The sequence below is a fragment of the Corynebacterium sp. MSK041 genome (assembly GCF_030232265.1).
GTDB lineage: Bacteria > Actinomycetota > Actinomycetes > Mycobacteriales > Mycobacteriaceae > Corynebacterium.
Map to the genome: position 1 here is coordinate 1 of NZ_JASPJK010000010.1, position 13136 is coordinate 13136.

The following is a 13136-nucleotide window of genomic DNA, read 5'->3' on the forward strand; positions in this document are numbered from 1 at the left end:
GTTCTTTGGCATTGGGTAACCGAACCACCGCTGCTTAGCACATTGCGACAGCCACACCGTGGATTGAGCGACGATGGACCAGATATACGCCTGCAGAGCATATACTTTCAACGTTAATGCAGGTCACCTACTGGAAATCAGCCAATCCAGACACACTTTTTGACCCTTAAGCCTCAAAGTCGGTTGCACGTCCTGCGCGTTTAGTGAAATCCTGTAGCGTTTTCAAAATCTGATCGCGGGGAGCCACCCGATCTACTGCTGCTTGCGGCGGTAGTAGACCTGGCGGCGCACGTGTGCGACGACGTCGCCTTCCTCGTCGACGATGTCTACGTCGAACCAGTGGAGGTACTTGTCGCCGTTCGCGGTCTTTTCCTTGATCAGCGCGTAGGTTTCCTCCGGGATGCGCATGTCAGCGGTGATCTTGCCGCGGCCCGGCTTGACGTACTTGATCTCGCCGGCGGTATCCCAGATGCGGTACTCCTTGCCCAGGCGGTGCATGGAGGCAAGCATGAAGAAGGGGTCCGTCATGGCGGACATGGTGCCGCCGAAGGCCACGCCCATGGCGTTCTTGGTCAGGATGTTTGCCTTGTGCGTGACCACGACGCGGGTGCCATCATCGGCGAATTCCTTGACTTTCACGCCGGCGCCCAAGAAGGGAGGCCAGAAGCTCATGAAGTTTTTCAGCTGGCGTGCAGTGTAGTGGGGCATGAAAAAGCTCCGTCTGAGTGTTGGTAATCATGGATCAAACGGAGCTAACTATACCGGGGTGCGGGGTGAGGTGTGGATCACACTCAGCCCGGTTAGTTGGCGGCGAGTTGGGTGTTGATGGCGGAGCGGAAATCGTCGATAGGCATCGCACCGGCAAGGAATTTCTTACCGATGATAAACCCGGGCGTCCCCGTGATACCCAGGCCTTGTGCGTAGTTGCGTGCCTCATCGATCGCGTCGTCGTACTTATCGCTTTGGGCATCGGCGATGAACTTATCGATGTCAGGGACTTCAGCCTTCCTGGCAAAACCGATGAAGTCCTCGAGTTCAAAGCCCGGGTGACCACCCTTCTCAGCCGCGGCAGCCATGTAGGCATCCTTGTAGGCGGCGAAACGGCCCTGCTCAGCAGCCGCGCGACCAGCCTTGGCAGCAGCGATGGATGCAGGGCCCTGGACAGCCAGGTCATTCCACTCGATGCGCACGTACCCTTCGTCCACGTATTCCTTGATCAGTTCCGGTTCCACGGTGGTGGCGTGGCGAATGCAGAACGGGCACTCCCAATCGCTGAATTCAGCGATAACGACGGGTGCGTCCAAAGCACCAACCGCCATCGGGTCCTTGGGGTCGCGGCGAGCAGCGTTATCAATCTCATCCTGGGAGGTGATGGGGGCGCTCGGCCCGTGGATGGTGGCGTCGAAGAAGCCATTGGAATTGGCCTTCACCGGGCTGAAATCGGTACCCGGGGTGGCGCCATCAGGAATACCGGCGCTGGTTCCTTCAACCACCGCACCGTCCGGACCAACGCCACCGACCTGCTCCGCCATCTGGTTCAGGGCGTTCTGCTGCCCATCGCGCTCACCGATGACGTAGCCGCCTACGGCGGAAGCCAGGGCGAAAACAATGGTGAAAGCCCACATCAAGGGCGGAATCTTGGTCTTTGGGGTGTTGTTGGTCATGGGGTCTCCGGTTGAGGGGTGATTCGCGGATAAGCGTGCGACCGCACGATACCGCAATTCTTACTCGCGGGCGGCATCGAGTAGATACTGCCCGTAGCCCGACTTCAGCATGGGTGCGGCAAGCTCCTCTAGCGTCTCCGCATCGATGAAACCTTGGTGATACGCGGCAACCTCGGGCGATCCGATGACCGTGCCCGTGCGCTTTTGCAACACCTCGACGTAGGCGCTGGCCTCGCTCATGGAATCGATCGTGCCTGTATCCAGCCACACATCCCCGCGGTGCAGGCGATGAACCTTGAGCTTGCCTTGCTTCAGGTAGGCATCGTTGACGCTGGTGATTTCCAGCTCCCCGCGCTCGCTGGGCTCGATGGATGCGGCTATCTCCACCACGTCATTGTCGTAGAAATACAGTCCGACCACGGCGAAGTTGGACTGGGGATGCTCGGGTTTTTCTTCAATGGCGGTGGCCGTGCCGCTGTCATCGAAGCTAACCACGCCGTAGCGTTCCGGGTCGCTCACCTCGTAGGCGAAAATCGCGCCGCCGTCAGGGGCCGTCGCCTCATTCATGAGGCGGGTGAGTTCCGTGCCGTCGAAGATGTTGTCCCCAAGGACGAGGGCCACCGAATCATCCCCGATGAAGTCTTTCCCGATGAGGAAGGCTTGTGCCAGGCCATCGGGGGAGGGCTGCACCGCGTAGTCGATCATGAGGCCCCACGCGGAGCCATCACCAAGCAAACGCTCAAAAGCCTCACGGTCCTCCGGCGTGGTGATCACCAGGATCTCCCGGATACCCGCGCTGATCAGCGTGGACAGCGGGTAGTAGATCATTGGCTTGTCATAAATAGGCATCAGCTGTTTCGAGATGCCCTTTGTAATCGGGTACAGCCGTGTGCCGGAACCGCCGGCGAGAATGATGCCCTTCATGTTTGGAAGTCTAGCTAGCCCAGATACAAGGCGAGTGCCACGCGCCAATTCGTCGGTGTGAACCCGGTAGCCTCAATCTTGTCCAACGCCAGCGTTGATTCCGCCGGGCGGGCAGCTTCTGGGCCGTTGAGCTCCTGGTACTGCGCGGTGGTCACCGGGGTCACGCCCGTTGGGTCGGAGCCGGTGGCGATGAAGGTGGCCATGGCGATCTCATTCCGCGATGCTGGATCCCCGCCGGAGGTGATGTTGTAGATGCCATACTCCGCGTTCACATCTAACAGGTGCACGATGCCCTTGGCTAGGTCCTCCGCCCACGTTGGCCGCCCGCGTTGATCGCTGACCACCTTGACCGTTGTGCCATTGGCGGCCAGCCGTGCCATCGTGGCCATGAAATTCGCTCCGTCACCGAAGACCCAGGCCGTGCGCACGACGTAATGGCGCGGGCACACAGCAGCCGCCGCCTCACCTGCGCTTTTCGACGCCCCATACACCGACAACGGACTCGGCACCTCTTCCTCCGTGTGCTCTTTTACGGTGCCGTCGAAGACGTAGTCCGAGGAGACGTGTACCAACGTCAGGTCATAGCGCGCGGCGATCTGGGCCAGCTTCGCCGGGCCGAGCGCGTTGACCTCCCATGCGGCTGTTCGGCCTTCTGCGGTTTCGGCGCTGTTCACGTCGTTGAAGGCAGCGGCGTTGATGATGGTGGAGTACTGCGTCCAGTCCCGTGCCGCCAGCAGGTCTTCCACGGGTGCGGTGAGGTCAAAGTCCTCGCGGGTGCAGAAGTCGGCGCCAGGCAAAACTTGCTGTAAAGCCCTGCCGAGCTGCCCATTCGCACCCGTCACCAGCGTGCGGCGCGGTGCCACGCGCTGTGCTTCGCTCAGTGGTGGGTGGGCCAGGTCTTTCTCCGATACCTCGGTGGGCTCCAGTGGCCACTCGATCTCCCGATAGGAACAGAATGCGTACTGCGCATCCGGGTTCCAGCGGGCATTGCACAGGTAGATGTACGTCGTGCCGTCTTCGAGTGCCTGGAAGCCATTGGCCACCCCGCGTGGCACGAACACGGCGGTATCGGGGCCGATCTCGCAGCCGAATTTCGCACCGAAGGTAGGGGAGTCCTCCCGCAGGTCCACCCACGCACCAAACACGCGACCCGTGGCCACCGACACGTACTTGTCCCACGGCTCCGCGTGCATGCCACGGGTCGCCCCGCGCGAGGCGTTGAAGCTCACGTTGTTCTGCTCCACGCGCATCGGCGGCTGCCCCGCCCAGTTCTCCTTGAACCAGCCGCGGTTATCGCCGTGGACCTGCAGTTTTCTGATAACAAGCCCATCGATGCCCGTGTTCGTGTCAGTCATGCCCGCCATCTTAATCCCCTGAATATTCACTGAATCGCACACGCTAGATAGCTAGTTTTGCAATACTAACCAGCACCCACTTTGGAGACCCTTTGAGGAGGCTGACCACGCATGATCAACCACCAGGTGCGCACGCACCGTTCCGCAGAAGATTTCCCGTATGAAGAACACCTCGCGTACAAGGTTGCCCAGGTAGCGGCTGATCCCGTGGAGGTGCCGGCCGAGACGACGGAGATGATCATCAACCGCATCATCGACAATGCGGCGGTGGCCGTGGCATCGGTGGTGCGCCGCCCGGTGACCTCGGCCCGCGTGATGGCTCAAGCCCACCCAGTGGACAAGCAGGGCGCCACCGTCTTTGGCATTGATGGCCACTACTCCGCCGAATGGGCTGCGCTGGCCAACGGCACCGCCGTACGTGAGCTGGACTTCCATGACACGTTCCTCGCCGCGGATTACTCCCACCCGGGCGACAACATTCCGCCGTTGCTCGCCGTGGCACAGCACAAGGGGCTGGATGGTAAGGCGCTTATCCGTGGCATTGCCACCGGGTATGAGATTCAGGTGAACCTGGTCAAGGGCATTTGCCTGCATGAGTTCAAGATCGACCACGTGGCTCACCTCGGCCCCAGCGTGGCCGCCGGCCTGGGCACGATGCTTGATCTGGACGTGGACACGATCTATCAGTCCGTCGGCCAGGCGCTGCACACCACCACCGCGACCCGCCAGTCCCGCAAGGGCCTCATTTCCTCGTGGAAGGCCTATGCGCCGGCGTTCGCGGGCAAGATGGCCATCGAGGCCGTCGATAGGTGCATGCGCGGCGAAGGCGCACCCGCCCCGATCTGGGAAGGGGAGGACGGCGTCATCGCGTGGATGCTGCACAGCCCGGACCGCACCTACACGGTCCCGCTGCCCGCGCCGGGCGAACCCAAACGCGCGATCCTGGACACCTACACCAAGGAGCACTCCGCGGAATACCAGTCCCAGGCCCCGATCGACCTTGCGCGTCGCATGCGCCAGACGCTTATTGACGCGGGACGTTCTACGACGGATATTGCCTCCATCGTGCTGCACACCTCGCACCACACCCACTACGTCATCGGCACCGGTGCGAATGATCCGCAGAAGATGGATCCCACCGCGTCGCGTGAAACGCTGGACCACTCGATCATGTACATCTTCGCCGTGGCACTGGAAGACGGCACATGGCACCACGTGGACAGCTACTCCCCGGAGCGTGCTGGCCGTCCGGAGACGGTGGAACTCTGGCACAAGATCTCTACCGTCGAAGACCCCGAGTGGACACGCCGCTATCACTCCACCGATCCCGCCGAGAAGGCATTCGGTGCCCGCGCCGTGATCACCTTCGCCGACGGCGAGGTCATCGAAGATGAGCTCGCGCTTGCGGACGCGCACCCGGACGGCGCCCGCCCCTTCACCCGCCCGGATTACATCCGGAAGTTTAGGACGTTGGCGGAGGGGCTCGTCGATAAGCAAGAGCAAGACCGCTTCCTCGCGGCCGCTGAAAATCTGGAAAACCTCACTGATTTGAGCGAACTCAACGTGCGTCTCACGCAGGACGCGCTCGCCACAGCCCCGGCAACGCCTGAGGGCATCTTCTAACCCGACTAAGGAGCTGAACATGACTGAGCAACCCGACATCCGCAAAGGCCTCTACGGTGTTGTCGCTGACTACACCCAGATTTCCAAAGTCAACCCTGACACCAACTCGCTGCTCTACCGCGGCTACCCCGTGCATGAGCTTGCCGAGGGCGCCAGCTTCGAAGAAGTAGCCATGCTCCTGTGGAACGGCGAGCTGCCCAACGAAGACGAACTCAACGAGTTCTACCGCGTTGCCCGCGCGCGCCGTGGTCTTGATGAAGAGCTCATTGGCGTCATCGAGGCGATGCCGAAGGACTGCCACCCGATGGACGTGCTGCGCACCGCCGTGTCCTTCCTGGGCACGCGCGACCCGGAGAAATTCACCCCGAATTCTGACCACATCCGCGACATCGCGCTGACCCTGCTGACCAAACTGCCCACCATCATTGCGCTGGACATTCGCCGCCGACGCGGGGAGGGCTACATCGAGCCCGACGTGAACCGCGGCTACGCGGAGAACTTCCTGTGGATGGTCTTCGGCGACGGTGAAGGCTCACCCGCCACCATCCCGTCTGACGTGGAAGCCTTTGAGAAATCCATGATCCTGTACGCGGAGCACTCCTTCAACGCGTCCACATTCACCGCGCGTGTGATCACATCCACCCAGTCCGACACCTGGTCTGCCGTCACCGGGGCGATCGGCGCGCTCAAGGGGCCACTGCACGGTGGCGCCAACGAGTTTGTCATGCACAACTTCGTTGAAATCGACGACCCGGCCAAGACCGAAGAGTGGACCCTGAACAAGCTCAAGAACAAAGAGCTCGTCATGGGCTTCGGTCACCGCGTGTACAAAAAGGGCGACTCCCGCGTGCCCACCATGGAAGCCGCGTTCAAGAAACTCGCCTCCGAACACCCAGAGAAGAACGCCGACAAGTGGGTAGAGATGTACGACATCATGGCCAAAACCATGTACGAGAACACGTCAATCAACATCATGCCCAACCTGGACTTCCCAGCGGGGCCGGCGTACTACATCCTCGGATTCGACATCGAGTTCTTCACCCCGCTCTTCGTCATGGCGCGCATCACCGGGTGGACCGCCCACATCATTGAGCAGTTTGAGAACAACACCATCATCCGCCCGCTCGCCGCGTACAACGGGCCGGATGAGAGGCATTTGGACTAAGGGGCTAGTAGGCCATGGCTTGTTGTCCGTGGCCTACTGGCCGTGCGCGGCGTAGTCCTGCTCAACAGCATCTTTTGCGTCGCGCCACCAGGCCTCGTTCTCGCGATACCAGGCAATCGTCTGCTCGAGCCCCTCGCGCAGATCCGTGTAGCGGGGTTTCCAGCCGAGTTCCTCAGTGAGTTTGGTGGCGTCCATCGCGTAGCGCTGATCATGCCCAGGGCGATCCGCGACATGCTCGTAGGTGCCACCCATTAATTCGCAGATGAGCTCGATGACGTCCTTGTTTGAGTGCTCGCCGTTGGCGCCGATGTTGTAGGTCTCGCCGATGCGGCCGCGCTCCAAGATGGCCAGAACAGCATCATTGTGGTCATCCACGTGGATCCAATCGCGCACCTGCTCGCCTGTGCCATACAACTTGGCCGGGCGACCGGTGAGCAGATTGGTGATTTGCCGCGGGATGAACTTCTCAATGTGCTGGTAAGGGCCGTAATTGTTGGAGCAGTTCGAAATCGTCGCCCGCACCCCAAAGCTGCGCACCCATGCTCTGACCAGGTGATCTGACCCCGCTTTTGTCGCCGAGTAGGGCGAGGACGGGTTGTACGCCGTCGTTTCTGTGAACTTAGCCGGATCATCGATGGCCAGATCCCCAAAAACCTCATCTGTGGAAATGTGGTGGAAGCGCTTGTCATATTTTCGTGCCGCTTCCAGCAGTGTGAATGTGCCCACCACATTTGTTTTTAGGAAGGGGGACGGATCGCGCAACGAATTGTCATTATGGGACTCCGCTGCAAAATGCACGATCGTGTCTACCCGCTGGCACAGCTCATCCACCAGTACGGGGTCCGCAACAGAGCCCTTGATCAGCTCGACCTGGTTGCCTGCACCTTTGAGGTTTTCCGCGTTACCGGCGTAGGTCAGCGCATCCAGAACAATGACGCGAGTATCCGGATAGCGCTGCGCCACCATGTGCACAAAGTTCGAGCCAATGAAACCGGCACCACCGGTGACGAGCATAGTCATGGCACTCATGCTAGCTGGCCCCGTTTGGGCTGGCTCGGTTCGGGCTGGCTCCGTTCGGGCGGTGAAAGATTTTGCATCCGGCCGAGATGTGGCCAGGGATCGCAGTGGCCTGACCTGCACTGATGGAAACTGGTGTTGGGGTGGCACTAAGGGCGCGGCACTAAATCCTTCACCCAGCCTGATTAGGCCGCCTGCGCCGCCCGTGTCAGGAACTCAGGCAAACGTGGGAGCGTACCGGCAGTCACTCGGATGACAGTCCAACCCTGCAATGCGGCTTCAACATTGACCAGCGAATCCCAATCACGCTGTTCCCGTTTCAGGTGGTGTTCGCCGTCGTACATGATGGCCACTTTCAATTCCGGAATCGCCAGATCAAACACAGTGACCAGAGAACCGGCAGCCCACAGTGGGTGCTGCTCAACAACCATCAAGCCAAGTTTTTTGCACAATGCGTGGGCCAATAGGCGCATCTCAGTTTCTTTGGGTGAGTCCGCTTTGGCTGTAGAGAACCCCACAACTTTTTGGAGCCAGTGCTTGTTCACTCTGTCCTTTCCAGCGGTGAAAATGTCCTCAGGACTAATAGCTAGGAACCGGCGTGCAGCGTCAATGAGCTGGATGGACTGCATTTCCTGGTGCGTAATTCCATCAATATGCGAGGCTGCCCACCGGTGAACGTTTGCCCGGATCATGTTCAAAGCAGAAATAACGGCAATGGACGGTGGTGAAATTTTGAGGGGCACTCCCTCGAAGTAGACATACCAATGTTCCAAGCTGGTTGGCCTTTGAACGAGGGGGCTGAACTGGGTTGGCGGTTTGTTCCGTTTTACGGGGCCGAACAGTGTGGTGTGGCAGTGATCAGCAAAGTAGGGCATCCCGAACACAGCCAACGCACTCATCCCCGCAATGATGTGGCCGGGGTGTTCCATCGCCATGGCTATTGCACGCGCCGCAGCCGGTGCGGGATAGAGGGGGCGCGCGAGGTTTGTGGGTAGTGACGTGTAGATGTTCTCAGTGACTTGGGTTCCAGGACCACCACGGAAGAGGCCACCCGGCACAGAGGGGGTCACATCCATGGAATCGTGTAGTTCGCGGTAGGTCCGTAGGTTGTTCGGTAGGTTTTTCTGAACGTTGCTCATACCTACTTAGACCGCCGCTGACCCCGCTTCGGTTCCCTTGAACTTTGAGAGGGTGAAAGATTTAGCATCCGGACGCGCGCCAGTTTTTGTAAAAGCGCAGGTCATCGCAATCTGGTTGTCGGTGGCCTCCGCGGGAAGGCGCACATCCTTCACCCGGCAGAGTCTTAGCTAGACCTCAAACAGATCCTGGCCCCAGTATTCGCCCTCTTTCGTGCCGCGTGGCACCGCGAACACAGCGGAACCGATGTGGGTGATCCACTCGTTGAGGCGATCCGCTTCGTCGAGGCGTTTTTGGATGGGGTCGAACTGTTTCAGCGGGTTCTTTTGGAAGCAGATGAAGATCTGGCCGGCGTTGGAAGTACCGCGTGTGTCTGGGCCCGGTGGCATGTCGTAGTTGTAGGGCCGGCGGTAAATCCGTTCGGAACGGTCGGTGGAAAAAGCGCGCGCCATGTGGGAATTCGGGTCGATGACGGGCAGGCCGTATTCATCGAGCGCATCAAAATCGGGTTGATCGAATTCGTCGGTGCCAGTCAGTGGGGCGCCGGTATCGATTGTTCTGCCCATGGCCACTTCACGGGATGCGCGGTCAAGAATGTCCCATTCATCCATCAGCATGGCTACGCGCCGAATCACCATGGCGGTGCCACCGTGGAGCCACTCGGGGCCTTCATTGATCCACACGATATCGTCCAGCTCGTCCAGGGCTGGGTTGGCGGTGCCGTCGAGCTGACCGAAAAGGTTGCGTGGCGTGGTGCCCGGCTCGATGGAGCCACGGGCATGCAGGAAGCCATCCTGGACCCATGCAGCGTCAACGTAGGTGCGTGCCGTCTTGGTCATGAACCGAGCAGCGTGGGACAGGGTGAAGCGGTCATCAGAACAAATCTGGAGGCAGATATCACCGCCACTCCAGGTGTCTACGAGCTCATCCCGGGAATACTCAGGCAGATCATCGAGCCAGTCCGGCGCTTTATCGCTGAGACCGATTTTGTCCAGCAGGCTACGCCCGTAACCAACCGTGATGGTTAGGTTCGCAGTTGATTCGAGATTTTCGGGCTCCAAGTCGGCGAGCCCGGCTACACCACTGCACATGCGGCGTGCATCATCGGTCCAAAGGCGCATCAGCCGGATCACGTCGTCGCGGTTGGTTTTGCTGTCCTTGAGATTGAACGCGATGAGTTTGATGAAGGCCTGCTCGGGCGTGGAAATACCCGCTTGGTGGGGGCCATCAAAAGGAACCCGGGCTTCCGCAAGAAAGTCATTATCGCCGGATTCGTTTGAACCTTGGCCCGGCCATGTCTCGTTTGAAGGGGAGCCTTCAGCGCACCCGCCCAACCCCATCACCGTGAGTCCAGCGACACCTGCCGCACCGGCAGTACCTGCGCCACGTAAGAATTGGCGGCGGGTTGCTTCGGTTGGCTGCTGTTTCGCGTTCTCTGGATGGTGCTGTTCAGTCATGGCGGGTGGCGCTGCTCCTTTCGGGCTTTAGTGGCCGGCGTGGTCGCCGTGGTCCATGTGCTCCATGTTGTCCATGTCCCCTGCGTAGTTTTCTTCACCGGAAGGCTGTTCACGCACCGGGATTTCGGTGGTGATGGTGGAACCATCATCCAGCTTGAGCTCGACGGTCAGGCTATCACCGGCCGGGATGGCGTCAGGGTAGTTCATGATCATCAGATGGTCCCCACCCGGGACCAGGTCGTAGGTGCCGCCGGCCGGGATGGTGAAGCCGCCTTCCTTTTCGCGCATCATGCCGTCCACAGTCTCGTGGAGTTCGGTGCTTGCGCCCTCGAGGGTCGGGGAGGAGAAGGAAACCACGTTGATGTCTTTGTCGGACATGTTCTTGAACTGGCCGAAGCAAGCAGTCATGTCGGCGTGCTTCATGTCCTTCTCGGTCATGTGCTCATGTGCATCAGTGTCATCCACAGCTGCCTTGGCGCGACAGTAGCCGTCGACCAGCTGGATAGCTGCTGCGCTGTTGTCAGCCTCAACAGCTGTGGTGCTTTCCACGGCGGAGGTGGTTGTAGAGGTGTCAGTTGAGTCGCCGTTGTCAGAGCAGGCGGCCAAGCCGAGAGAGCCGGCGCAGAGTGCAGCGGCCAGAGCAATGGTCTTCTTTGAGTTCAGCATCGTAGTGGTCCTTCTGTCGGTGGAACGATGTGTTGGATTAGTCGCGTTAAGAATCCGGAAAGTTCCCGAAAAGTTTACCTTTCTTCCAACTTTTTATTGATCCATTGGTAGATGAGTGTTTCTACCCGTGCGACCTGTTGGTTATCCGCGGCACCGGCATGACCGCCGGCAGTGTTTTCAAAGTAGTCCACCGGTTGCCCGGCCTTGGCCAGCGCAAGGGCGAAGGTGCGTGCGTGGGCTGGGTGAACGCGGTCATCGCGAGTGGAGGTGGTCACTAGCGCCGGCGGGTATGGGACGTTGGAGGCAATATTCTGTAAGGGCGACCATGTCTCAATTGCTGCCCGCTCCTGGGGGATGTCTGGGTCACCGTACTCGGCCATCCAGGACGCGCCGGCGGACAGCGTGTGGTAGCGCAGCATGTCCGTGAGCGGGACTTGGATGACGGCGGCGCCGAAGAGCTCCGGGTATTGGACCAGTGCGCCGGAGGTGAGTAGGCCACCGTTGGAGCCGCCGCGAATGGCCAGCATCGAAGGGGTGCTGTAACCCCTAGCCACCACGTCTTCGAGGACGGCGCGGTGGTCTTCCCACACTTTGTGCCGGTTGGTCTTCACTACTTGGGAGTGCCATTCTGGGCCGAATTCTCCACCACCGCGTAGGTTGGGCTGCACGAAGAAATTGCCTTGTTCCAGCCAGGCCATGCCGCGGATGGCGGAGTAGCCCGGGGTCAGTGAGACCTCGAATCCGCCGTAGCCGCCGATAAGGGTGGGGCGCGGCCCACGTCTGAAATCACCGGTGATGAAGTAGGGGATCTTCGTCCCATCGGCTGAGGTTGCCCAGTGCTGGCGGGTTTCCAGCCCCGAAGCGTCGAACTGGGCTGGGGCTTGGCGCACCACCGCACCGTCGCGAAGCAGTGTTGAGGGGGTGGTGAAGTTGGACACGTTGATCCACACTTCCTCACCATGAATTGGGTCCAGTGGGCTGGTGGCCACGACGGACGCGGTGGCAGCATCCGGCAGCTCCACCTCAGAGCGCTCCCAGGTGCCCAGCTCAAAGCGGGAAATACGCGTCACCACATTGTCCAGGGTGGTCACCAGGAGGTGGGTGGAGGTGATGGAGAGGTCGTCGATGGGGGAGTCGCTGATAAGCGTGCGGATGTCCCTGTCGCCAGCGAGGAACGCGTCGAGTTCGATGACGCCGAGCGCGCCGGCGGGCAGGCCCGCGAAGGGGGTGCGGGGGACGAGGAAAAGCCACTGTTTGTGGGGGACAACCGTGCAATCGGTGGGGGCGTCGATAAGCGTCATGCGGCCGGTCGCATCGCCCATGAATGTCAGCGACGTGTAGAAATCCAGCGCGCGCGAGAAGGTTACGCGCTCAAAACCGGGGGTGTGGTCCATCCGCGCGCCCACGGCAACATCGCTGTGCTCGCCGCGGAAAATCATCGGTGCGTCGGCCAGCTCAGTGCCACGTGTCCAGCGCCTCACCTCAACCGGGTAACCGGACTCCGTCACCGAATCCGCGCCCAGGTCCGTGCCCACGAGCAGCGTGTCCAGGTCCACCCAGCTCACATCAGATTTCGCCTCCGGCAGTGTGAAGCCATCTTCGATGAACTCGCCGCGCGCCAGATCAAACTCGCGCACGACCACCGCGTCCGCCCCGCCGCGCGAAAGCTGCAGCAGCGCGCGGTCATGATGCAGTGGGCGCACGGTCGCACCCTTCCACACCCAATCCTCATCTTCAGCATGCGCAAGCTTATCGACGTCCACCAGCACCTCCCACCCCTCCCCACCAGCGAGATACTCCTCCGTGGTGGTACGGCGCCACACCCCGCGGGGATGATTCCGGTCACGCCAGAAGTTATACAGGTGCTCCCCACGGCGACTGACATAGGGGATTTTGTCTTCCGTATCTAAGGCCTCACGCATCCGTTGCTCCAGCTCGGCTGTGCCGAGTTGGGCGCGGACGGCTTGCTCGGTGGCATCCGACCATGTGGTGGCCCAGGTGAGGGCTGCGGGGCCGGTGATTTCGTCGAGAAGCTCCGGCTTAATGCTGAGGTCAGGGGTGAACTGTGTGCTCATGCCCACCCACACTAATCACGTGCTCGAAACAGCGAAAAGCCCCTGCTAGCCAG

Annotated in this window: 11 protein-coding genes; 2 read left to right on the forward strand and 9 right to left on the reverse strand. The window is 60.5% G+C overall.

What is annotated here, in order from left to right:
* Positions 1 to 252 precede the first annotated feature (252 nt).
* The 4 genes from QP968_RS08335 to QP968_RS08350 form a co-directional block, all read right to left on the reverse strand.
* Positions 253 to 708, reverse strand: a complete 456-nt coding sequence (locus QP968_RS08335) for a DUF4442 domain-containing protein (RefSeq protein WP_284855945.1) — start codon at positions 706 to 708, stop codon at positions 253 to 255.
* 92 nt (positions 709 to 800) lie between these two features.
* Positions 801 to 1664, reverse strand: a complete 864-nt coding sequence (locus tag QP968_RS08340) for a DsbA family protein (RefSeq protein WP_284855946.1) — start codon at positions 1662 to 1664, stop codon at positions 801 to 803.
* Positions 1665 to 1724: 60 nt separating this feature from the next.
* The gene (gene rfbA / locus QP968_RS08345; RefSeq protein ID WP_284855947.1) at positions 1725 to 2588 is read right to left on the reverse strand and encodes a glucose-1-phosphate thymidylyltransferase RfbA; all 864 of its coding nucleotides are present in this window, start codon (positions 2586 to 2588) and stop codon (positions 1725 to 1727) included.
* Positions 2589 to 2602: 14 nt separating this feature from the next.
* Complete coding sequence (locus tag QP968_RS08350; RefSeq protein WP_284855948.1) at positions 2603 to 3943, reverse strand: sugar nucleotide-binding protein; 1341 nt, start codon at positions 3941 to 3943, stop codon at positions 2603 to 2605.
* A 111-nt stretch (positions 3944 to 4054) separates the two neighbouring features.
* On the opposite strand from QP968_RS08350, the gene prpD reads away from it, so the two are divergent.
* Positions 4055 to 5566 (forward strand): 2-methylcitrate dehydratase PrpD, encoded by a 1512-nt coding sequence (gene prpD, locus QP968_RS08355; RefSeq protein ID WP_284855949.1) that lies wholly within the window; start codon positions 4055 to 4057, stop codon positions 5564 to 5566.
* A gap of 19 nt (positions 5567 to 5585) precedes the next feature.
* Positions 5586 to 6731, forward strand: a complete 1146-nt coding sequence (locus tag QP968_RS08360) for a bifunctional 2-methylcitrate synthase/citrate synthase (RefSeq protein WP_284855950.1) — start codon at positions 5586 to 5588, stop codon at positions 6729 to 6731.
* Between the two features lie 33 nt (positions 6732 to 6764).
* Here the strand turns inward: QP968_RS08360 and rfbB are convergent, their stop codons facing one another.
* From rfbB to QP968_RS08385, 5 genes are all read right to left on the reverse strand, one after another.
* Complete coding sequence (rfbB, locus tag QP968_RS08365; RefSeq protein ID WP_284855951.1) at positions 6765 to 7751, reverse strand: dTDP-glucose 4,6-dehydratase; 987 nt, start codon at positions 7749 to 7751, stop codon at positions 6765 to 6767.
* A 182-nt stretch (positions 7752 to 7933) separates the two neighbouring features.
* Positions 7934 to 8887 (reverse strand): putative endonuclease domain-containing protein, encoded by a 954-nt coding sequence (locus QP968_RS08370; protein WP_284855952.1) that lies wholly within the window; start codon positions 8885 to 8887, stop codon positions 7934 to 7936.
* A 168-nt stretch (positions 8888 to 9055) separates the two neighbouring features.
* Positions 9056 to 10342 carry a Dyp-type peroxidase gene (locus tag QP968_RS08375; protein ID WP_284855953.1) on the reverse strand — a complete coding sequence of 429 codons (1287 nt, stop codon included), beginning with the start codon at positions 10340 to 10342 and terminating at the stop codon, positions 9056 to 9058.
* Positions 10343 to 10369: 27 nt separating this feature from the next.
* Positions 10370 to 11008 (reverse strand): copper chaperone PCu(A)C, encoded by a 639-nt coding sequence (locus QP968_RS08380; RefSeq protein ID WP_284855954.1) that lies wholly within the window; start codon positions 11006 to 11008, stop codon positions 10370 to 10372.
* Positions 11009 to 11082: 74 nt separating this feature from the next.
* Positions 11083 to 13083, reverse strand: coding sequence for a prolyl oligopeptidase family serine peptidase (locus QP968_RS08385; RefSeq protein ID WP_284855955.1), 2001 nt, complete (start codon positions 13081 to 13083; stop codon positions 11083 to 11085).
* Positions 13084 to 13136 lie beyond the last annotated feature (53 nt).